Below are 21,782 nucleotides of genomic sequence, written 5' to 3' on the forward strand. Positions count from 1 at the left end.
ACTCCCATCTTGGCGGGAGTACAGTCATGTCGTCGATCGAAGGAGCCTTGCTTATATGTCCAAACGCCCGCTGACCGCCTCCACCCCCGCCGAACCCGGCGACCGCGTCCGACTGACAGCGGAATTTGAGCGAACGCAGCTTTTGGGCATTCTTTTCGGCGAGTTCGACCGCAATCTCGTTGCGATCGAAAACCGCCTCGGCGTCTATATCTCGGCGCGCGGCAACCGCGTGCAGATCGAGGGCGAGGCCGAAGCCGCGGCGCGCGCGCGCGACGTGCTCACCGAACTTTATAACCGGATCGAACAGGGGCAGGAGGTCGACACCGGCCTCGTCGACGGCGTGATCGCGATGTCGGCGCAGCCGACGCTCGCGGGCATCATCCGCCACGACAAGGACGAAGCGCCGCCGATCATGATCCGCACGCGCAAAAAGATGATCGTCCCGCGCGCGCCGTCGCAGGTCCCCTATATGCAGGCGCTCGCGCGCGACGACGTGATTTTTGCGCTCGGCCCGGCGGGCACCGGCAAGACCTATCTTGCCGTCGCGCAGGCGGTTGCGCAGCTGATCACCGGCAGCGTCCAGCGTCTGATCCTCTCGCGTCCGGCGGTCGAGGCGGGCGAAAAGCTCGGCTTCCTCCCCGGCGACATGAAGGAAAAGGTCGATCCCTACCTCCGCCCGCTTTACGACGCGCTCCACGACTGCCTGCCCGCCGAGCAGGTCGAGCGCCGGATTGCGAGCGGAGAGATCGAGATCGCGCCGCTCGCCTTCATGCGCGGGCGCACGCTCGCCGATGCCTTCATCATCCTCGACGAGGCGCAGAACACGACGATCCCGCAGATGAAGATGTTCCTGACGCGCTTCGGCATGAACAGCCGCATGGTGGTCTGCGGCGACCCCAAGCAGGTCGACTTGCCGATCCCCGCAACCTCGGGCCTCGCCGACGCCGTCGGCCGGCTCGAAGGGCTGGAGGGCATCAACGTCAGCTACTTCACCAGCGCCGACGTCGTCCGCCACCCGATCGTCGGGCGCATCGTCGATGCCTATGAAGGGCCGGGGGCTTAGCGCGCGGACAGCGTCGGCTTTGGGGTGGGAAGCGGTCGTTCGAGTAGCACGCGAATACCCCCTCCCGCCTGCGGGAGGGGCAGCGAGGCTTGCGATCTTGTTCGTTGGCCGCAGCGGGGTGGGCTGATCGCAACGGTGCTGGCCCACCCCCGACCCCTCCCGCAAGCGGGAGGGGAGATTAACGTCCGCAACCGGTCGCTACCCGTCTTTTATAATTCCGAGCTTGTTTCCGCGTTCACGGCGCTTGCGGCCGGATCGTCGCGCGCTGCCACCCGCCGCTAATTTTCGAGAACGATTCTCAATAGCATATTGACCCCCTGATTTTGTTCGCCTAGAGGGCCGCTATTGCGAGTCAGTCGCATCAATTAGGGGAAGATAATTGAACATCCAACGTCTGCCGTCCGTATCCCGCCTCGCCGCAGGCAGCGCGCTGGGCCTCGCGCTCGCCGCGACCGCTTCACCGGCCTTTGCGCAGGACAATGACGGCGAATATTGGGTATCGCTCAAGAATCGGATCGTCGTCACCGCGACGCGCACCGCGGTGAAGGCCGAGGATATTCCCATCACCGTCACGGTGAAGAGCGACGAGCAGATCGCCGACGAACTCGTCACCGACATCCGCGACCTCGTCCGCTTCGAACCCGGCGTCAGCGTCCAGCGCCAGCCCGCACGCTTCGGCGCCGCGCTCGGCGCGACCGGCCGCGCGGGTAACGACAGCTTCAACATCCGCGGCATCGGCGGCAACCGCGTGCTGATCCAGGTCGACGGCGTGCGCGTCCCCGACGGCTTCAGCTTCGGCGCGCAGGCGTCGGGGCGCGGCGATTATGTCGACTTGGGCCTCGTCAAATCGGTCGAGATCCTGCGCGGTCCATCTTCGGCGCTCTACGGCAGCGACGGGCTTGCGGGCGCGGTCAGTTTCATCACCTCCGATCCCGCCGATTTCCTCGAAGAGGGCAAGAATGTCGGCGGCCTGCTTCGCGCCGGTTACAGCAGCGCCGACGAGGAGTTCAGCGAAACCGCGATCCTCGCGGGGCGCAGCGGCGACTGGTCGGTCATGGCGGCCTATACGCGCCGCGATTACAAGGAGCTGGAGAACCAGGGCAGCCTCGGCACCGCGAACGGCATCGGTCCGTCGCGCACGCGCGCCAACCCGCAGGACGGCCGCTCGGACGCCGCGCTCGCGCGCATCGTCTACGACCCCGCGAACGGCCACAAGCTGCGGCTGACCGGCGAATATCTCGACACGCGCCTCTATACCAACGGCCTCAGCGGCCTCGGCCCGAACGGGCTCGGCGCGACCGTCGACCGCCTCGAAGGCTTCGACACGGGGGAACGCAAGCGCGTCTCGCTCGACTGGAGCTGGGAAGGCGAGGGGGCGATCGATTTCGCGCGTGTCGCGCTCTACTGGCAGGATGGCGAGGATCGGCAATATACCGAGGAAGACCGCACGCCGTCGGCCGACCGCACGCGCCTCAACACCTTCGAGAACCGCGTCTTCGGCGCCTCGGCCGACGCCCGCGCCGATTTCGCGACGGGCGCGATCACCCATCGCCTCGTCTTCGGCGGCGACATCAGCAAGACGCGCCAGCAAGGCTTGCGCGGCGGAACCGTGCCTCCGGCGGGCGAAACCTACCCGACGCGCGCCTTCCCCAGCACCGACTTTACCCGCGCCGGACTTTTTGTAGGCGACGAGATCGCGATCGCCGATGGCCGGCTTCTGCTCTACCCGGCGCTGCGCTTCGACTGGTACGACCTGTCGCCCGACAACGACCCGCTGCTGCCGACATTCCGCGGCGCCAAGCAGGACGGTTCGCGCGTCTCGCCGAAATTCGGCGCGGTGTGGAAGGTCACCGACGAGGTCCGGCTGTTCGCCAATTATGCGACCGGTTTCAAGGCACCCGAGCCGGGGCAGGTCAACCAGTTCTTCGAAAATCTGACCTCGCCCTTCTTCTCGTACCGCACGCTCCCGAACCCCGATCTCGGGCCCGAGCGCAGCGAAAGCTTCGAGGGCGGCGTGCGCTTCTCCAGCGACGCGATCAGCCTCGACGTCACCGGCTTTTCGGCGCGCTACAAGGATTTCATCAGCCAGGAGCAGGTCGGCGGCGTCGGCACGATCGCCAATCCCATCCTCTATCAATTCGTGAATCTCGATCGCGTCCGGGTCAAAGGGGCCGAGGCGCGGTTCGAGGGGCGAGCGTCGTCCGGCCTGTATACGACGCTCGCCCTATCCTATGCGAAGGGTGACATCATCGACCCCGATGGCGTGCGTTCGCCGCTATCGTCGATCGATCCGCTCAAGCTCGTCGCCGGCATCGGCTATCGGCAATCGTCGGGGCGCTTCGGCGGCCAGATCATCATGACGCACGCGGGCCGCAAGGAAGCGTCGCGCACGACGGGGCTCTGCACCCCCACATGCTTCCGCCCCGACGCCTTCACGATCCTCGACGCGACGGCGTTCGTGCGCGTGATGGATGCGCTCACGCTGCGCGCCGGTGTCTTCAACATCCTCGACAAGAAATACAGCTGGTGGAGCGATGTGCGCGGCCTCGCGATGGGCGGAACGGCAACGGCGCCGACGGTCCCGGCGAGCGCCGACGCCTATACCCAGCCCGGCCGCAACGCGAGCGTGTCGCTGAGCTTCCGCTTTTAAAACAGAAAGAAGGACTGCACCGATGAAATCCTATCGCAAGATCGCCGCCGGACTGCTGCTGCTCACCGCCGCGCTTCCCGTCGCCGCGTCGGCCCATCCGCCGATCGCCACCGATGCCGCCGCCGCCAATTTCGAGCAGGACCGCGCCGACATCCTCGCGATGGCGGGCAATTACCGCGTCAGCTTCAACATGCAGGAATCGACGCGCTGGGATCCGGCGTATGAGGTGCTCGAACCCAAGCGCTCGGGCGGCAACGAGGTCGTGCGCGTGATCGAGGATACGGGCCGAAAGATCAGCCTGCAGCACATGCTCGTCATCACCGGCGACGACGACAAGAGCATGATCATCAAGCATTGGCGCCAGGACTGGGAATATGAGCCCGCGAAGGTGCTCGTCTATTCGGACCGCAACGCCTGGACGTGGGAAGATGTGCCCGAAAAGATGCGCACGGGCCGCTGGTCGCAGACGGTCTATCAGGTCGACGACAGCCCGCGCTACGGCGGCTGGGGCCAGTTCGAAACGCAGGGCGGCGTCCGCCGTTGGCGCTCGAACTGGACCTGGCGCCCGCTCGCGCGGCGCGACGCCGTGCGGAGCCCAGTCTACGACCGCTACCTCTCGATCAACCGTCACCAGCCTTCGCCCGACGGCTGGGTCCACTGGCAGGACAATACGAAAATGGGGACGAAGGACGGCAAGCTGGTGCCGATCGTCCAGGAATATGTCCTCAACACCTATATCAAATATGACCAATATGACGTGAAGGCGGCCGACGATTATTGGGCCGCGACCAAGGATTATTGGGCGGCGGTCCGCGCCGAATGGGACCGCGTCGCGGCGGCCAAGGGCGGCATCGCGATCGAGGAAAAGGCCGATACCGGCACTGTGATCAGCGGCCGCCTGCTCGAAATGGCCGACGACATCCAGGAAAAGAAGCTGACCACCGCCAAGGCGATCGCCGAGGCGAAGAAGCTGATCGAAACGAACACACGCAGGTTTTGACGACCTTCACCATGTGAAGCCCGAAACTACGGGGCAGTGCCACAAAGCACTGCCCCGTTTTTTGCTAAGCGTTAGGGCGTACGCTTCGTCTTGCGATTCCTCAACAACGCAAAAATGCCGGTCACCAGAGCCACGGGGGCCAGCAGGCCGGCAAATGTGCCGAAAACACCCATCCACAGGCTCGCGACAAGTTCGGATTGCATCAGCGTGGTATCGCCAAGCGCGAGGCCCAGAAAAATGCCGCCCCAGCCGGCAACCGACAACAGGCAACCTGCAATTATCAGCGGCTTTGGAGTCGGCCGTTTAGGAAACAGGAAAAATGCGATGATCATCGTCACGGTGATCACGACAGGAACGGTTTCCACGGGCGGCGTTCCCGTTCCCTATTTCTTCATCGCGCCATCGACGCTCCAGATGCCCGCGCCCCGCGTCGCGATGAACAGGAAGATGAAGCAGTAGAGCGCGATCGTCTCGCCGCCATTGGCGATCGGGAAGGCGCCCTGGCTGCCGTGCGCGACCCAGTAGCCGACCGCCGCCATGCCGCTGGCGATGAAGGCCGCGGGGCGGGTGAACAGGCCGATGACGATCAGGCCGCCCGCGACCAGTTCGATCACCCCCGCGGCTTGCAGCATCGGGTTCAGTTCCATCGGGAACTTGACCGGGAAGTTGAAGAATTTCTGTACGCCATGCGCCATGAACAACAGGCCCGCGACGATGCGCAGCAATGCATAGGCCTGTTCGCCGAAACCATCGAGAAACTTCATGATTTTCCCCCTCATTCCGATTGTCGAGGCGGGGAGGCTAACCGATTTTCTGGCCAACGCGAATTTTTTTCGCGTTTCATGTCACACGCGCCGATCCTGTCTCGTCAAGTCGGTACAACCCGCCCAAAGGAGATACGACATGACCAAGGTAACCGACCCCTTCGCCGCCTCGCCGCAGCTCATGAAGCAGTGGATGGCGGTCAGCCTCGCGGCCGAAAAAAGCCTTGAGGCGAGCCTGATCGAGCTGGTGAAGATCCGCTCGTCGATCCTCAACGGCTGCGCCAACTGCATCAACATGCACACTGCCGAAGCCCGCGCGAAGGGCGAGACCGAGCAGCGCATCTACCTGCTCGCGGCGTGGACCGACGCCCCGGTCTATACGCCGCGCGAGCGCGCCGCGCTCGCCTGGACCGACGCCTTGACCCGCCTTTCGCAAGGGCACGCGCAGAAGGAAGCTCGCGAAGCGCTCGATGCGCACTTCACTGCGGAGGAACAGATGAACCTGACCGTGATGATCAACGTCATCAATGGCTGGAACCGCATCGCGGTCGGCTTCGACCTCTGGTACGAAGGCGGCGCGCCCGCGAAGGCCGCCTGATGACCCCCGAAGGCATCCACGGCGACACCGGTGCGGCGGCGGACGCGGCGGCGAGTTTCGACCCGCTGCGTCCGCTCCTCACCCGCGTCGCGTACCGCATGCTCGGCTCGGTCGCCGATGCCGAGGATGTGGTGCAGGATGCCTTCATCCGCTGGCTCGCCGCCGACCGCGATGCGGTGCGCGAGCCCGCGGCGTTCCTCCGCCGCACCGTGACGCGGCTCTGCCTCGACCAGATCAAGTCGGCGCGAAACCGGCGCGAGACCTATGTCGGCCCCTGGCTCCCCGACCCGCTGGTCGAGGAGGAGGAAGAGGATGATGTGACGCTGCCGCTGATGCTCGCGCTCGAACGCCTCTCGCCGCTCGAGCGCGCCGCATTTCTTCTGCACGACGTCTTCGGCGTCGAATTTGACGAGGTCGCGAAGACGATCGACCGCGATCCCGCCGCGACGCGCCAGCTCGCCGCGCGGGCGCGCACGCACGTCCGCGACGCGCGACCGCGCTACAAGCTCGAGAAGGAGCAGGGGCTTCAGATCGCCAACGCCTTTTTCGCGGCCTCGCGCAGCGGCGATATGGGCGCGCTCGGCGCGCTGCTCGCCGCCGATGTTGGCATGTGGGCCGACGGCGGTGGCAAGCGTCCCGCCGCGATGGGGCCGGTGCTTGGCTATGACACCGTGCTGAAACTGCACCGCAGCCTCGCGGTGCTGTTCGGCAAATATGGCTCGACGCTCGTCCATACCGGGATGATCAACGGGCTGCCGGGCTTCGTCACGCGCGAAGCCGACGGCGAGCTTCAGACCACCGCGCTCGAGATAGCGGACGGCAAGGTCACCGCCATCTATGTCATGCGCAATCCCGACAAGCTGAGGCACATGCATTGACGGTCAGGCGGCGCGGCATACCCCCGCGGCGACGAACAGGATCGCCGCGGCAAAGCCCGCCGCCGTGCGCACCGAGTTCCAGAAGGTCCAGTCCTTGAGATAGCGCGTCCACAGTGCCGCGCCCTCGGGCGTGCCGACCGGTGTGGCGGCGAGCGCATTGTTGAGCGGGACATTCAGCGCCATCGTGACCCCGTCGCAGCCGATCACATAGAGCAGCGCCGCGGCGAGGATCAGCTTGCCGTCGAGCGTGCCGAGCGACCCCAATGCCATCGCCGCCGCGACCAAGCACAGCAGCCCGGTGCCGAACAGCGCGGTCATAAAGGCGGGATTGATCACCGTGACGTTGATCGAATTCATCGCGGTCGCGCCCTGTTCGGGCGCGAGCCGTCCGAGCCCGGCCATGACGAAGTTCGAAAAACCGAAGAAGACCCCGCCGACCAGCGCCGCGCCGCCCGCGGCGGCAAAGCTGAGGCCGGTCAAAAGATTATCGGCCATGCTGCCCTCCCGAAATCCCGCCCGATACAAGGCGATAGCTGATGCGGTACAATTCCATCGATTGCGCTCCTCCCCGCTGGCCCGAAAAGGTCAGCCGATCCGGCGCCGACCAGTCGAGCATCGGACCATAGCTGTCCCTGACCCGATCGTTCACCGCGAGGGGCAATATCATTCCCGCATCGTAGCGGCCACCATGCGATGTCGCGGCGAACAGGTCGATGCGATCGTCCTTCATGCTCGGCGCGCGCGCGAAGACCAAGGTCCGGTTGTCGGCCAGAAAGCTCGCGTCGAATTCGTCGGCGGGGGTGTTGATCGCTCCGGGCAGCGGCACGGCGGCCGCAAAGCCGCGGCCTTTCGACCGCGCGGTGTAAAGGTCGTGGCGCCCGGCGCCACCCGGCCGGTCGCTCGAAAACAGCAATTGCCGGCCATCGGGCGACAGCATCGGCGCATATTCGCTGGCCGCGCTGTTGACCTTGGGCCCCAGATTCTCGGGCGTCCCGAACCCCGCCGCGGTCACCGCGACGCGATAAAGATCGTCCTTGCCCATCCCGCCGGGCCGGTCCGAACAGAAATAGACGAAGCGTCCGTCGCGCGAAAAAGCGGGGTCGAAATCGCGCCCCGGCGAATTGAACGAAACCGGCGTCGCCGCCGCCCAGCTTGCCCCGACGCGCCGCGATATCCAGATGTCATAGCCGCCGGGCCCGCCCGGCCGGTCGCGGCTGAACCACAAGGCGGTTCGGCCATCGGCGCTGATCGTCAGGCGAATCTCCGAATGATCGGTCGAGGCGATCCCCGGCCCAAATAACTCGGCCTCGCCAACGATCTCGACCGCGGGCGCCACGGCAAGCAGCGAAAGCGCGAAGGCAAAGACCGTCATCTCAGGCGGTCCGTTCGAAATCGCTGATCCAGTTGGTCTCCCAGCTTTGCCCGCCGTCCGCCGACGATGCCTGCTCCCAGCGCGCCGAGGTCGCGGTGATGCGCGACCACAGAACGCGCGTCTTGATCGGCCGCCCCTCGAAACTGTCGTCGCCGATGAAGGTGCCGATCCCGTCCTTGAACCCGCCGCGGACGGGCGGTGCGATCGCTGTCGGACTGCGCCCGTCGAGCCACCAGCTCAGCCATTCGCCCGTCGCCGGATCGAGCGCGCGGATGCCGACCCCGCGGAACGGGGCGCCGGGAAAGCTCATCACATTGTCGCCGACATTGCCGCGCCCGCCGAGCACCGGCCAGTTCACCAGCGTCCCGTCGAAATCGACCCAGTCGCGGCTTCCCGCGAGCCGCGTCTTGAGCTTGCGGTGCCGCACCTTCCAACTGCCGACCAGAAAGGCGAAGTCGCGGGCGTTCGGTGCCTCTTCGGCAAGCAAGGGCAGCGGCGCCGGCGTGGCGCGAGTGCGCGTGAAATAATTGCGCCAGTTGATCTCCCACGTCTTGCCGCCATCGGTCGAAAACCCCTGGTCCCAATGCGGCCGCGGGCCGTGGATTTCGTGCCAGCGAAAGCGGACCGCGATATCCTGACCCTTATATGTATCGCGTCCGGTAAAGACGCCCTCACCGCCGTCGAAGCGTCCGATCACCGGCGGCTCGATATGCACCGGGTTGCGCCCGTCGACCCACCAGATCGCCCAGCGCTGCGTCGCGGGATCGAAGGCGCGAATGCCGAATCCGCGATACTCGCCGCCCGGCAGGTCGAGGATATTATCGTCGATAGTCCCGAGCCCGCCGAGCGTCAGCCAGCATGCGCTCCTGCCGCCGAACTCTGCCCAGTCGTCGCTGCCCGCGAGCCGCTCCTTCAGCCGCCGGTGCCAGACCTCCCAATTGCCGACCAGCCATTGCCAGTCGCGGCGATGCGCGTCGCCGCTCCCGGCGGTCAGGGTCTGGCCCCATGCAGGCACACCAAAAGCGGCCGCGCCACCGGCGAAGATCATCGTTTCGATCAGGCGGCGGCGGTCGAGCGAAGTGGGAAGATGGGTCATCGGGCCTCCGGCGAATGGGTGGCTTGGTTTGCCCTGCGCGCGACGCTTTGAGGATGCGAAGAATGGAAAGAGAGGCTAAGTCATATTTATGGTCCGCTCCGACAAGCTTCCGCCCTTGCCCTCGATCCGCGCCTTTGAAGCGGCGGCGCGGCTGGAGAGCTTTGCCCGCGCCGCGCAGGAGCTCGGCACCACCGCCGCGTCGGTCAGCTACCATGTCCGCCAGCTCGAACAGCAGACCGGGCTGCATCTGTTCGTCCGCCATCCGCACAAGGTCGTGCTGACCGCCGCCGGTGCCGCGATCGCGCGTGAGGCGACGGCCGCCTTCGCGGCGCTGCACGCCAGCTTCGTAAAGGCGCAGGACCGCGACGAGGCACGGCTGTCGCTGACGACGCTTCCGACCTTCGGGACGAGCTGGCTCACCCCGCGGCTCGGGCTGTTCCGCGCGCGCCACCCCGACATCGCGATCGAGCTCGAATTATCGGCGGAGCCACAGGCGCTGGGCGATGGCCGTTTCGATGCCGCGATCCGTCACGGTCTTGGCGACTGGCGCGGCCTCCGCAGCGTCCGGCTGTTCCCGGTCCTGTTCATGCCGCTTTGCGCGCCCGCGCTGAAGGCCGCGGCCGCCGGGCTGGAGGATCCCGGCAAAGCGCTCGATGTCCCGCTGCTCGGCCGGCCCGACTGGTGGGGACTGTGGTATCGCGCGCTCGGCGTCGCCCCGGGGCCGCCACCTGACCGCTTCGGCACCAGCCTCGCCGCCGAGCATATGGATATCGCCGCCGCGATCGCGGGGCACGGGATCGCGATCGGTTCGCCGATCCTGTTCCGCGACGAAATCGCCGCCGGACGCCTCGTCCCCGCGCACGACCTCGTTGCGGGTGACGGCCGCGCCTTCTGGTTCGTCTATCCCGTCGCGCGGCTGCAAAGCGCGAAGATCGCCCGCTTTCGCGACTGGCTGAGCGAGGCCGCCGCCGCTGAACTGTCGCACGCGCGGGACCTTGCCGGGCGCGCGGTCATTCTCGACCCATGATCCGGCCAAATATCGCTGTCCTACATAACACTGCCACGATAACGGGGTAAGGATGACTATCGCTTCGTTCCCCTCGCCACGCCGCCTTCCCGATGCGCTCAAACAGCCGACGGGTATCATTATACCGGAGGGGAGTGTGACTTTTGAGACCTTCCGCGGTGCGCGATGCTGAGCGTCGAAACCCACGCCGCGACGCCGTGGCCCGATCCGCTCGACTGGGAGGTGCGGGCAGGGGAGGCGGTCGCCGCGGCGCTCGCACTGACGCCCTATGCCGAGCTTGCCGATGCCGCGCCGCTCGTCGAAGTCTCGGTGCGGCTGACCGACGATGCCGAGGTGCACACGCTCAACCGCGATTTTCGTGGGCGTGACAAGCCGACCAACGTCCTTTCCTTTCCGCAGGTGCAGGAGGATTTGCTCGAAAGCCTCGCGAACAGCGATGATGGCGAAATCCTGCTCGGCGATATCGTGCTCGCGCGCGAAACCTGCGCGCGCGAGGCGGAGGAGAAGGGGATTTCGATCGCCGATCATGCGACGCATCTGATCGTCCACGGTACGCTGCATCTCGTCGGTTACGACCATATGGACGATCACTCGGCCGCCGCGATGGAGGCGCTCGAGGTGAAAGCGCTTGCATCGCTGGGCATCGCCAATCCATATGCGGAACTCGACTAGCAGGGAAACGACACGCACATGCCCGACGACCAGGGATCTTCGAGCCGATCGGAAGAGGACAGTAGTAGACCCGGACTATTGTCCGGGCTGAAGAATCTTTTGTTCGGCGGCGACAAGGAACCGTCGCTGCGCGAGCAGATCGAAGAGGTCATCGACGAGGCTGAGGAAGAGGGGCAGGAACGGCGCGGTAGCAGCGTCGTCGGCGACCTGTCGCAGACCGAGCGCAAGATGCTGCGCAACCTCCTCCACTTCGGCGAGCAGACCGTCGACGATGTCGCGGTGCCGCGTGCCGACATCATCGCCATCCCCGAAAGCGCGAGCTTTGCCGAAATCGTCGCCTTGTTCGCCGAAGCCGGGCACAGCCGCCTGCCGGTCTATCGCGAGAATCTCGACGAGGTCGTCGGCATGATCCACGTCAAGGACGTGTTCGCCGTGCTTGCCGAGGGGCGCACGCCGCCGCCCTTGCTCGACCTCATTCGCCAGCCGCTTTACGTCCCGCAATCGATGGGCGTGCTCGACCTGCTCGCCGAGATGCGCGCGAAACGCACCCACCTTGCGATCGTCATCGACGAATATTCGGGCACCGAGGGGCTGCTGACGATCGAGGATCTGGTCGAGGAGATCGTCGGCGAGATCGAGGACGAGCATGACGACGAGCCGACCGCGCTGTTCGCGCCCGGCGAGGGCGGATGCTGGGAAGCCGACGCGCGCGCCGAGCTCGACGATGTCGGCGAGGCGATCGACCCGCGGCTCGCCGAGATCGAGGAGGATGTCGACACGCTGGGCGGCCTCGCCGCCGTGCTTGCGGGCCATGTCCCCGAGGTCGGGGAAATCCTCGTCCACCCGAGCGGCTGGCGCATCGAGGTGACCGAGGCCGACGAACGCCGCGTCCACCGCCTGCGGCTCCACCCGCCGGTGATCGTCGATCTTGAGGCGCCGTCGGACCGGTCCGACGAGTTCTGACGCAATTGCCTTTGGCCGCCTGAACGACTAGCGCAGGCGCGATGGACGTCTCCGACCTTCGCATCGCCCTGTTCAGCGGCAATTACAACATGACCACCGACGGCGCGAACAAGGCGCTGAACCGCTTGGTCGGCTATCTTCTGGCGCATGGCGCCGCGGTTCGCGTCTATTCGCCGACCGTCGCCCATCCGGCTTTTGAGCCGACGGGCGATCTGGTCAGCGTGCCTTCGGTCGCGATTCCGGGGCGCAGCGAATATCGCATTCCAGTGTCCTTCTCGTCGCGGGTCCGCGAAGATATCACCGCTTTCGCGCCCAATATCGTCCATATCTCCAGCCCCGACCGCGTGGCGCGGCAGGCGGCGGCGTGGGCGCGGCGCCGGCGGCTCCCGGTCGCCTGTTCGGTGCACACGCGCTTCGAAACCTACGTCCGCTATTATAATCTGTCGTTCCTCGAACCCGTGATGGTCGCCTGGCTGCGCAAGCTTTACCGCAAGTGCGATGCGCTGATCGCGCCGTCCGAAAGCTTTGCGCAGGTGCTGCGCGAACAGCGGATGAACTACGACATCGGCATCTGGACCCGCGGCGTCGAGCAGTCGGTTTTCAATCCCGGTCGCCGCGACATGGCATGGCGCCGCTCGCTCGGGATCGAGGACGATGTGCCCGCGATCGCCTTTCTTGGGCGACTGGTGATGGAAAAGGGGCTCGACGTCTTTGCCGATGCGATCGACGTGCTCCAGCGGCGCGGGGTGCCGCACAAGGTCGTCGTGATCGGCGAGGGCCCCGCGGGCGAATGGTTCGAATCGCGCCTGCCCAACGCCAATTTCGTCGGCTTCCAGGGCGGCGCGGATCTCGCGCATGCGCTCGCCTCGTGCGACATTTTCTTCAATCCGTCGGTGACCGAGACCTTCGGCAATGTGACCCTGGAGGCGATGGCGTGCGGCCTGCCCGTCGTCGCGGCGCGCGCGACGGGGAGCGCGAGCATCGTCAAGCATGGCCAGACCGGCTATCTCGTCGCCCCGGGTTCGATCACCGGCTTTGCCGACCATCTCCAGCGCTATTGCCGCGATATCCAGCTGCGCGCCGAACATGGTGCGGCGGCGGTGCTCGAAAGCGGCGCCTATCAATGGGATGCGATCAACCAGGCGGTCGCCGACACCTATATCCGCCTGATCCGCCAGAAACAGCGGCGCCGGGGCTGAGCGGCCGATGGCCGGGGACCTGTTCGGCGAAGATGTGCCCGAGGCGAAGCAGGGCGGTGCGACCGGGCCTGTCCCGCTCGCTGAGCGACTGCGCCCCCGCACGCTCGCCGATGTCGTCGGGCAGGAACATCTGACCGGTCCCGAAGGCGCGATCGGCCGTATGGTCGCGGCGGGCCAATTGTCGTCGATCATCCTTTGGGGTCCGCCGGGCACGGGTAAGACGACGATCGCGCGGCTGCTCGCCGAAGCCGTGGGGATGCGCTTCGCACCGCTGTCGGCGGTCTTCTCGGGCGTCGCCGACCTCCGGCAAGCCTTCGCCGATGCCGAGAAGATGGCGGCGGCGGGCAAGCGCACCCTGCTTTTCGTCGACGAGATCCACCGTTTCAATCGCGCCCAGCAGGACGGCTTCCTGCCCTATGTCGAACGCGGCACTGTCGTGCTCGTCGGCGCGACGACCGAGAACCCCAGCTTCGCGCTCAACGCGGCGCTGCTGTCGCGGGCGCAGGTGCTGGTGCTGAACCGCTTGGGCGAAGACGCGCTGGCGACGCTGGTCGAGCGCGCGGAGGCCGAAGTCGGCCGCGCGTTGCCTGTCACCGACGACGCCAGGGCGGCGCTGATCTCGAGCGCCGATGGCGACGGCCGCTTCCTGCTCAACCAGGTCGAAACCTTGTTCGCGACCGCGATCGACGCCCCGCTCGATCCCGCCGAACTCGCGCAGTTCCTGCATCGCCGCATGCCGGTCTACGACAAGGACCGCGACGGCCATTATAATCTGATCTCGGCGCTGCATAAGGCGCTGCGCGGATCGGATCCGCAGGCGTCGCTCTACTGGCTCGCGCGCATGCTCGTCGCGGGCGAGGAGCCGCTTTACGTCCTGCGCCGAATCGTCCGGTTCGCGAGCGAAGATATTGGCCTCGCCGACCCGCAAGCGCTGGTGCAGTGCCTCGCCGCCAAGGACGCCTATCAGTTCCTCGGCTCGCCCGAAGGCGAGCTCGCGATCGTGCAGGCGTGCCTCTATTGCGCGACCGCCCCCAAGTCGAACGCCGCCTATGCAGCACAGAAAGCGGCATGGGCCGCGGCCCGCGAAACCGGCAGCCTCGCGCCGCCCGCCAATATCCTGAACGCCCCGACCAAGCTGATGAAAGACTTGGGTTATGGCGAGGGCTACAGCTACGACCATGATGCGCCCGACGGCTTTTCGGGCGACAATTATTGGCCGGACGGCATGGTGCCGGCCGATTTCTATCGCCCCGTCGACCGCGGTTTCGAAAAGCGGATCGCCGAACGCCTCGCCTGGTGGGACGAACGGCGCCGCGCGAAGGACTGACGCCGGCCTTGCCTCGTTGGACGCATGAGTATAGTTTTGGGACAAGTCGGGTCGCGCCGGAACTGGGGTAGTCATCATGGCATTGGCGCTTGTCCTTGCCGCTGCAGCGACACCGATCCTGTCCTGTCCAGGCGGCACTATCGAAACGAAATGCACCGCCGCGGAGGTGACGGCGAAGATCGCGCTGACCCGCGCGCGCGTCACCAATATCGCGCAGCGATGCCTCTACGACTTCGGCGGGAAATGCAGCGTCGAAGCGAGCGGACGGATCAACGGCCGCGATCCCGGCACCAGCTTGCTCTGGCAGAAAATGCGCCTCGCGCCGCGCGACGGGCCGCTGGCGCGGATGCTTGTGCTGCTGTCGCAGGACAAGGCAGGGAAGGCGGCGCTTGCGGGGTTCGCCGAAAGCTCGGGATCGATCGGAACGCCCGATCTGGTGCTGGACGATGACAAGCGCCGGATGGTCCATGTCGGCGGTACGCTGGCTGGCAGCGGCGGGGGCAACGCCGATGCGCTGTTCGTCAGCGAGACCGCCGCGCCCAAATGGCGCCGCGTCGACCTGTCCGACTGGTCGGAGCAGGGTGGCAAGCTGCTGCCGACGGGCTATTGGCTGCGTGGGCCCGCGCAATTCGCCTTCGACGAGATGTTCGTCTCGGTGCCCGTGGCGCGCGACGGCGACGGCAATTGCTGCCCGCGCGGCGGCAACGCCTTCTATGATCTCGATATTCAGGACGACCGGCTGGTGTTGACGCGCCTGCGCTTCCAGCCCATGCAGCCACTGGGGCGCGACATAGAGGTCACCGCCGGGACATTGGAAGACTGATCTGCACCGGGATATGGCGCTGACCTTCGACAGTTGGGACGATGTGGTCGCGTTCGCGTGCGCGCTTCCCGATGTCGAAATGCTTTCCTTTTATGGCACCCCCTGTCCGAAGCTCAACGGCAAGGCGCTCGCCTCGCCGGGACGCGAGCCCGGCAGTTTTGCCGTGATGTGCAAGCCCGACGAAAAGGAAATCCTGCTTGAAACCGATCCCGACACCTTCTGGCAAACCCCGCATTATGAAGGCTGGCACGCGCTGCTCGTCCGCTTCGGGTCGGACGATCCCGATCGCGTCGCCGATGTCATCCGCCGGGCCTGGTGGGATCGCGCCAAGAAAGCGCAGCGGCAGGCTCTTGGCGATCGCCCCTGACCTGCTGCGTGTCCTCGGCGCCGCGTTCCTTGCCGGTGCCGTGCCCGCAGCGGCGCAGGCGCCGAAACCCAATGCCGAGCTGAACCGCGCATGGGCGGCGGGTTATCGCGCGGCCTTTGTCTGCTCGTCGCTGTGGAACGGTGCGGGCAAGCCGATCGAGGCGATCGAACGCGACGAACTCACGGGCATCTATCCCGAGATCGAGGCCGATGTCCGCGCGCTGAAGGCCGATATCGATGCCGAGGCGAAGCGGGTGAGCGTTCGCTATCGCGACGACATGCCCCCGCGGATCGCGGAATGGAGCGGGCGCGCAGGCTGCGTCACCCTGCCGATCGGCGCGCAGCCGGCGGCGATGCCCGCCGCCGACCACCGCGCTGACCTCGACGCCCGGCCGTGGCCGATTGGCGACAAGGATGCGCGCCGGCCGGTCCCGAAGGGCATGAGCAGGTTCGAGCAGACGGCAACGAACATGGACGGGTTTGGCGGCCGCACGAGTTCGCTGCTGATCGTCAAAAACGGCCGGATCGCATTCGAACATTATTGGGGCGGGCACGATCTTCACACCGCGCAGCGCACTTTCTCGGTTGCCAAATCGATGGCCGCGACCTTGATCGGCCATGCGGTGCAGCAGGGCTCGATCGACGTGACGAAGCCCGCGTTGATCGCCGAGTGGCAGTCGCCGGGCGACGCGCGCGCGGCGATCACGACCGAGCAGCTGATGCGCATGGCGAGCGGCCTGACCAGCGACACCGCGGGCAACCGCAGCGACGCCATCTATATGGGCGGCGCATCGGTGCGCCAGTGGACCACGCAATGGCCGCTGCTCAACCCGCCTAACACGCGCTATCGCTATGCGAACAACGACACACTGCTCGCGACATTGTCGCTGAAGGCCGCGCTGCAAAAGGCAGGCGCGCCGCTCGATCCCGCCGCCTTCTTTGACCGGCTCGGCATGACGCGCACCTTCGTCGAACATGACAAGGACGGCGACTATATCTTGTCGAGCCAGGTGTGGACCACGGCGCGCGACCTCGCGCGGCTGGGCCTCCTCTATCAGAACGACGGGATGTGGCAGGGCGAGCGCTTGCTCCCCGCCGACTGGCGCCGCTTCGTCACGACGCCCAGCGGGCCGCAGCCCGACGGCGCGTTCGGCTATGGTGCGGGCTTCTGGTTGCTGGGCAAGTCGGACGGCGTGCCCGCCGATGCCTTCGGCGGCTTTGGCAACCGCGGTCAATATGTCATCGTCATCCCGTCACGCGAACTGGTGATCGTGCGGCAGGGTTATGACGACGACAAGACCCGGCTCGACATCGCAAAGCTCGTCAAGGCGATCGTTGCGGCTGACCGCTGATCATTCGAAGGGCGGGTAACGCTCGAACGCGGGCAGGTCGTTCAGCTTTTCCATCCAGCCGATGCGTTCGGCGGTCTGGATTTGCGCCTGCGCGGGGATGAGGTCGGGATCGTCGAGCGTCGCGGTCTGCACGTCGATCTGGCCCGGAAAGATCGCCTCGTTCGAATAGAAGAGCCCGGTGCCGCAATCGGCGCAGAAATGGCGGCGGCCATGCTCGGACGAGGCGTAGATCTTCGCCGTGCCATCGATCTCGATTTCATCGTTTCCGACGAGCGCCCAGCCGACGAGCGGTGCGCCCGAGTGGCGGCGGCAGTCGCTGCAATGGCACAGCGCATGATGCTGCACCGCGGTGGTCATCGAATAACGGATCGCGCCGCAATGGCATTGACCGCTGGCACGGGGGGCTTGCTCGCTCATCACTTTATTCTCCTCTGGGAAATTGGAATGAGAACATAGCATAAACATATATTGTTGGGAATTTTTGAATCGCGGCAACGATCAAGGGTTTCCGCCGCTACCGCTCGGCGATTTATTTCTTCGTTAACCTTGTTGTGGCAAGTCGACCTTGCGGGAGGGCGCTAGCGATAATGCACGGGACGCCCAGTCTCTATTGCCTTGGGGATGATTGATGCGATCCAGCCTACGCGCCATTGCGCCGGAAGTTGTCATCACTGGCATAATGCTGGCTGTAATGCTCCTTTTGTCGGTAGCTTTCAATTTGCCCATCGTGGCGCCATCCGGCGGCCGCGCCGCTTTCGTCGGCGTTCATTACCTCTATCCGCTGATCGGCGTGGCGCTCCTTGGCATTTCGACCTTCATCGCGGGCAAACGCGACGTTGCGATCAGCTTTTTCATCGCGCTCCCCTGCTACGTCGCCATCCTGTTCGCTCACTTCAACATCAAACTGTGGATACCTCACATAAATCCTGTGCTTTACGACGAGTTTTACTGGAAGACGGACCAGATGGTGCGCCCGATTGTCGACGCATGCATTTATGTCCGGGAAAATCTGTTCGGGTTCGTGACCTTTGAATCGAACTTCTACATGCTGTCGTTCATCGGCCTGTTCTATACCAGCTTCCTTTATCACGCGATGAAGACCCCCGCCTATTTCCGGACCCTGGTGGTGGCCGTCCTGCTCGTGCAATCGCTCGGCGCGATCGCCTATCTTGTAGCACCGGCGGTCGGACCGTTCATCTATGAGCGTGGAATCGACCCGATCGTCACGCCCGGTCAAATCGGCATGCTGGAGTTCTACCGCAGTTCGGTTACGGGCGGCCCCGAGTGGCTGGCACAATATGGCGGTGCCGAATTCACCGCGGGCCTCGCAGCAATGCCGTCGCTACACGCTGCTGGAGCCTTCCTCTTTTTCCTGTTCGCGTGGAAACACGGCCGGATCCTTCTGCCGCTCTATTCGGCAATTCTCTTCTTCATCCTGGTAACCTCGATTGCCACCCGCTGGCATTATGTCATCGATGTGCCGATCGGTATTGTGCTGGCATGGGGCTGTCTCTGGCTCGCCGAACGGATTGTTGATGTCGAGAAAGTGGAAACGGCCGAGCCGGTCGGATATGTGGTGCCAGCGACCGCCTGATCGTCTTCCGATCACCAGAATTAATCGCCCAGATCAACCCCATGTGCCGCCGCCCACGCCTGATACTGGCCGCGCGGATCGGATGACGGCTGCGCCAGGATCGCCGCCATGTCGGCGCGCAGCGCGCCGAGGTCGAGCGAACGGATCATTGCCTTCACCGGGCCGACGCCGGCGGGGGTGATCGACAGGCGCTCGATGCCGACGCCGAGCAGCGCCATCGCCTCCAGCGGGCGGCCGCCCATTTCGCCGCAGACGCCGAGCGCGACCTTCGATCCCGACACCGTGCGGACGACGCGGGCGAGGTAACGCATGACCGTTGGCGACAGCCAGTCATAGCGTTCGGCGAGCCGCGGGTGCGCGCGGTCGGCGGCGAACAGGAATTGCGTCAGGTCGTTGGTGCCAACCGACAGAAAATCGAGGTGCGGCAGCATCAGGTCGAGCGTTTCGAGAAGGCCCGGCACTTCGAGCATCGCGCCGTAGCGGATCGCGACCGGCAATTTCTTGTTGTGGCTCGCTAGCCAGGCGCGCTGGCCGACGAACAAATTGCGCGCGGCTTCATACTCCCACGGCTCGGACACCATCGGGAACATGACGTTGAGCGTCCGCCCGGCGGCGGCCTCCATCAGCGCGCGCGCCTGAACCTTGAGCAGCCCCTCGCGCTCGAGCGCCAGGCGGAGCGCGCGCCAGCCCATCGCCGGATTTTCCTCATGCGCGCTGTCACCGGCATTCATATAGGGCAGCGCCTTGTCGCCGCCGATGTCGACGGTGCGAAAGATCACCGGCCGGTCGCCCGCGGCGTCGAGGACGTCGCGGTAGAGCCGCTGCTGGCGGTCGCGCGAAGGCAAAGTTGCCGACACAAGGAACTGGAATTCGGTGCGGAACAGCCCGATCCCGCGTGCGCCGGTGAGGTCGAGCGCGGCGATATCTTCGCGCAGCCCCGCGTTGATCATCAACTCGATCGGTACGCCGTCCTTGGTGACCGCGGGCAGATCGCGCAGCGACGCGAGGTTGGCGCGGCGCTTTTGCGAAATCTCCAGCTTGGCGTCAAACGCGTCCTGCACCGCCTGCGTTGGCCGGACGTGCACTGTTCCCGCAGCCGAATCGAGCAACAGCAAATCGCCTTCGCGGATCGACGCGCGTACGTCGCTGACGCGGCCCATAACGGGCACTCCCATCGCGCGCGCGACGATGATGACGTGTGCGGTGAGCGATCCTTCCTCGAGCACGACGCCCTTCAGGCGGCGGCGGTCATATTCGAGCAGCTCGGCGGGGCCGAGGTTGCGCGCGATCAGGATCGAATCCTGCCGAAGGCCCATTTGCGCCGCGGTGCCCATCTGCCCCGACACGATGCGGATCAGCCGGTTCGACAGATCCTCCAGATCGTGCATGCGGTCGCGCAGCAACGGGTCGTCGATCTGGCGCATCCGCATGCGGGTGCGCTGCTGGACGCGTTCGATCGCCGCCTCGGCGGTCAGGCCGCTGTCGATCGCCTCGTTGATGCGCCGCGACCATCCCTCGTCATAGGCGAACATCTTGTAGGTCTCGATGACCTCCTCATGCTCGCCGCCGACGCCGAAGTCGGCCGAGCTCGCCATGCGGTCGATCTGTTCGCGCATCTTGTCGAACGCGGCGTAAACGCGGTGGCGCTCGGCCTCGGTGTCGTCGGCGACGGTATGTTCGATCGTGATGCGCGGCTGGTGGAACACCGCGACCCCGGCGCCCATGCCGTCGACCAGCTTCTGGCCGTTCAGTCGCTGCGCCGACTGGTCGGCGGCCGCAGCATCGGTGCGCGCGGCGGTATCCACCAGGTCGGCGTTGGCGATTAGTTCGGACAGCACCATCGCGACGGTCTGCAGCGTCTCGATCTCGATATCGTCATACCGGCGTGGATCGCTGTGCTGGACGCAGAGCACGCCGACCGCGCGCTCGCGGCGGATGATCGGCACCCCGGCAAAGCTGTGGAATAATTCTTCGCCGGTTTCGGGGCGATAGGAAAAGTCGGGGTGCGCGGCGGCTTCGTCGAGGTTCAGCGTCTCGATCTGGTCGGCGATCATGCCGACCAGTCCTTCGCCGAGGCCGAGGCGCGTGACGTGCACCGCCTCCTGCTTCAGCCCGCGCGTCGCATAAAGTTCGAGCGCGCCATCGCGCAGCAAATAGATCGAGCAGACCTCGCTATCGAGGCATTCGCCGATGATGCCGACGACCTGATTGAGCTTGCCCTGCGCATTGGAACGCGATGCCATGACCTCGTGCAACCGGGTCAGGATGGTGCGCGCCGACTGGGCGGCCGACGAGGGCGGTGGCGGGGCGTTGGTCATCGCAAACCTGCTAACAGAAGGATGCGGTGCGCGCCAATACCCCGCGCGCGATTGGCCAATCTATTCCTATGCAGTCCGAAACCGGCGTCAGTGCTTGCTGGTCGGAACAGTCACGGAAGCGGTCGGGCCGACCGGCGATGCTGGCGCCGGGGTGTTCATGATCGCCGGCCGCGGCGCATATTTCGCGTCCCACGCGACAGCGTCGACCTGATATTGGGCATAAGCCTGATAAAATTCGTTGAACGGCTCGTCGAGCCGCGCGAGATGTGCGGGTGCCTGTTCGACGAGCTGCGCTGTCGGGGTCGACGACACGACCTGCGCGATCTCGTTGGCGCGGACGCAGAAACCGCGCTGCGCCGGTGGCTGCGCGAAATAGTTGAACAGCTGCGTCGAAAGGCGGTCGCGCGGCGCGATGCCGTTATTCTTATGTTCCTTGCCGAGCTGGGTGATGACGCTCTTCTCGGTCGACTTGATCACCTTGCCGTGCGCCTTGATGATGTTGTTGTAAGCCGAAATAAGCGTCGTTTCCTCAATCCCGCGACAGCCGATGGCCGCGACGTTGAGGCCGATCTTCAGCTGCCAGAAGGCACGGTCGCCGGTCACGCCGCTGTTCGCGGTGACGAAGCGCCCATCGATTCCGCGGCCGGGCAGGATCTGCGTCACGGCAGCATTGCCCGGCCGCGGAATCGATGGGCGCTTCGTCACCGCGAACAGCGGCGT

The 21,782-nt window shown here is 65.6% G+C and carries 22 protein-coding genes; 14 read left to right on the forward strand and 8 right to left on the reverse strand.

Translation table 11 applies throughout. The annotated features are described in order from the left end of the window. Positions 1 to 55: 55 nt before the first annotated feature. The 3 genes from FG91_RS18560 (at position 56) to FG91_RS18570 (ending at position 4,713) form a co-directional block, all read left to right on the forward strand. Positions 56 to 1,063: a PhoH family protein gene (locus tag FG91_RS18560; RefSeq protein ID WP_037518011.1), complete on the forward strand. Its 1,008-nt coding sequence runs from the start codon at positions 56 to 58 to the stop codon at positions 1,061 to 1,063. Positions 1,064 to 1,442: 379 nt separating this feature from the next. Further along, positions 1,443 to 3,713: a TonB-dependent hemoglobin/transferrin/lactoferrin family receptor gene (locus FG91_RS18565; RefSeq protein ID WP_235212097.1), complete on the forward strand. Its 2,271-nt coding sequence runs from the start codon at positions 1,443 to 1,445 to the stop codon at positions 3,711 to 3,713. Between the two features lie 22 nt (positions 3,714 to 3,735). Beyond that, positions 3,736 to 4,713: a DUF6607 family protein gene (locus FG91_RS18570; protein WP_037518013.1), complete on the forward strand. Its 978-nt coding sequence runs from the start codon at positions 3,736 to 3,738 to the stop codon at positions 4,711 to 4,713. Between the two features lie 71 nt (positions 4,714 to 4,784). Here FG91_RS18570 and FG91_RS18575 read toward each other — a convergent pair whose 3' ends face one another. Both FG91_RS18575 and FG91_RS18580 read right to left on the reverse strand, forming a co-directional pair. Next, entirely contained in the window at positions 4,785 to 5,078 is a 294-nt protein-coding gene (locus FG91_RS18575) for a hypothetical protein (RefSeq protein ID WP_037518017.1), read from the reverse strand. Positions 5,079 to 5,096: 18 nt separating this feature from the next. Further along, entirely contained in the window at positions 5,097 to 5,477 is a 381-nt protein-coding gene (locus FG91_RS18580; RefSeq protein WP_037518019.1) for a DoxX family protein, read from the reverse strand. 139 nt (positions 5,478 to 5,616) lie between these two features. Here FG91_RS18580 and FG91_RS18585 point away from each other — a divergent pair, with 139 nt between their 5' ends. Beyond that, positions 5,617 to 6,075, forward strand: a complete 459-nt coding sequence (locus FG91_RS18585) for a carboxymuconolactone decarboxylase family protein (protein ID WP_037518021.1) — start codon at positions 5,617 to 5,619, stop codon at positions 6,073 to 6,075. Next, positions 6,075 to 6,953: a sigma-70 family RNA polymerase sigma factor gene (locus tag FG91_RS18590; protein ID WP_052187887.1), complete on the forward strand. Its 879-nt coding sequence runs from the start codon at positions 6,075 to 6,077 to the stop codon at positions 6,951 to 6,953. Before FG91_RS18585 ends, FG91_RS18590 begins: the two co-directional genes overlap by 1 nt. Positions 6,954 to 6,956: 3 nt before the next feature. Here FG91_RS18590 and FG91_RS18595 read toward each other — a convergent pair whose 3' ends face one another. From FG91_RS18595 to FG91_RS18605, 3 genes are read right to left on the reverse strand one after another with little or no spacing between them, the layout of a single operon-like run. After that, a complete protein-coding gene (locus FG91_RS18595; RefSeq protein ID WP_037518023.1) occupies positions 6,957 to 7,448 on the reverse strand; it encodes an anthrone oxygenase family protein in 492 nt (163 codons plus the stop codon). Then, positions 7,438 to 8,325 (reverse strand): TolB family protein, encoded by an 888-nt coding sequence (locus FG91_RS18600; protein WP_037518025.1) that lies wholly within the window; start codon positions 8,323 to 8,325, stop codon positions 7,438 to 7,440. Before FG91_RS18600 ends, FG91_RS18595 begins: the two co-directional genes overlap by 11 nt. Before the next feature lies 1 nt (position 8,326). Continuing rightward, on the reverse strand, positions 8,327 to 9,421 hold the full coding sequence (locus tag FG91_RS18605; RefSeq protein ID WP_037518028.1) for a hypothetical protein: 1,095 nt from the start codon (positions 9,419 to 9,421) through the stop codon (positions 8,327 to 8,329). Positions 9,422 to 9,509: 88 nt separating this feature from the next. Between FG91_RS18605 and FG91_RS18610 the strand changes: the two genes are divergently transcribed. From FG91_RS18610 to FG91_RS18645, 8 genes are all read left to right on the forward strand, one after another. Next, positions 9,510 to 10,448, forward strand: a complete 939-nt coding sequence (locus FG91_RS18610; protein ID WP_037518029.1) for a LysR substrate-binding domain-containing protein — start codon at positions 9,510 to 9,512, stop codon at positions 10,446 to 10,448. Between the two features lie 165 nt (positions 10,449 to 10,613). Next, complete coding sequence (gene ybeY, locus FG91_RS18615; protein WP_037518032.1) at positions 10,614 to 11,120, forward strand: rRNA maturation RNase YbeY; 507 nt, start codon at positions 10,614 to 10,616, stop codon at positions 11,118 to 11,120. An 18-nt stretch (positions 11,121 to 11,138) separates the two neighbouring features. Further along, positions 11,139 to 12,083 (forward strand): hemolysin family protein, encoded by a 945-nt coding sequence (locus FG91_RS18620; protein ID WP_037518034.1) that lies wholly within the window; start codon positions 11,139 to 11,141, stop codon positions 12,081 to 12,083. A gap of 41 nt (positions 12,084 to 12,124) precedes the next feature. Continuing rightward, on the forward strand, positions 12,125 to 13,282 hold the full coding sequence (locus FG91_RS18625) for a glycosyltransferase family 4 protein (protein ID WP_037518036.1): 1,158 nt from the start codon (positions 12,125 to 12,127) through the stop codon (positions 13,280 to 13,282). 7 nt (positions 13,283 to 13,289) lie between these two features. After that, entirely contained in the window at positions 13,290 to 14,609 is a 1,320-nt protein-coding gene (locus FG91_RS18630) for a replication-associated recombination protein A (RefSeq protein ID WP_037518037.1), read from the forward strand. 76 nt (positions 14,610 to 14,685) lie between these two features. Beyond that, complete coding sequence (locus tag FG91_RS18635) at positions 14,686 to 15,432, forward strand: hypothetical protein (RefSeq protein ID WP_152568179.1); 747 nt, start codon at positions 14,686 to 14,688, stop codon at positions 15,430 to 15,432. Positions 15,433 to 15,445: 13 nt separating this feature from the next. Next, a complete protein-coding gene (locus FG91_RS18640) occupies positions 15,446 to 15,799 on the forward strand; it encodes an MmcQ/YjbR family DNA-binding protein (RefSeq protein WP_052187890.1) in 354 nt (117 codons plus the stop codon). After that, positions 15,783 to 17,150, forward strand: a complete 1,368-nt coding sequence (locus tag FG91_RS18645) for a serine hydrolase domain-containing protein (protein ID WP_235212098.1) — start codon at positions 15,783 to 15,785, stop codon at positions 17,148 to 17,150. The genes FG91_RS18640 and FG91_RS18645 overlap by 17 nt, the downstream gene beginning before the upstream one ends. Here FG91_RS18645 and FG91_RS18650 read toward each other — a convergent pair whose 3' ends face one another. Further along, positions 17,151 to 17,567 (reverse strand): GFA family protein, encoded by a 417-nt coding sequence (locus FG91_RS18650; RefSeq protein WP_037518039.1) that lies wholly within the window; start codon positions 17,565 to 17,567, stop codon positions 17,151 to 17,153. It lies immediately after the preceding gene. Between the two features lie 211 nt (positions 17,568 to 17,778). On the opposite strand from FG91_RS18650, the gene FG91_RS22425 reads away from it, so the two are divergent. Further along, entirely contained in the window at positions 17,779 to 18,744 is a 966-nt protein-coding gene (locus tag FG91_RS22425) for a phosphatase PAP2 family protein (RefSeq protein ID WP_235212099.1), read from the forward strand. 20 nt (positions 18,745 to 18,764) lie between these two features. On the opposite strand, the gene ptsP is transcribed toward FG91_RS22425, so the two are convergent. Both ptsP and FG91_RS18665 read right to left on the reverse strand, forming a co-directional pair. Then, positions 18,765 to 21,062 (reverse strand): phosphoenolpyruvate--protein phosphotransferase, encoded by a 2,298-nt coding sequence (ptsP, locus tag FG91_RS18660; protein ID WP_037518041.1) that lies wholly within the window; start codon positions 21,060 to 21,062, stop codon positions 18,765 to 18,767. Between the two features lie 87 nt (positions 21,063 to 21,149). Next, on the reverse strand, positions 21,150 to 21,782 hold a 633-nt coding region (locus FG91_RS18665), incomplete at its 5' end, for a hypothetical protein (RefSeq protein ID WP_037518044.1).

It is taken from the genome of Sphingopyxis sp. LC81 (assembly GCF_000756375.1).
Taxonomy (GTDB): domain Bacteria; phylum Pseudomonadota; class Alphaproteobacteria; order Sphingomonadales; family Sphingomonadaceae; genus Sphingopyxis.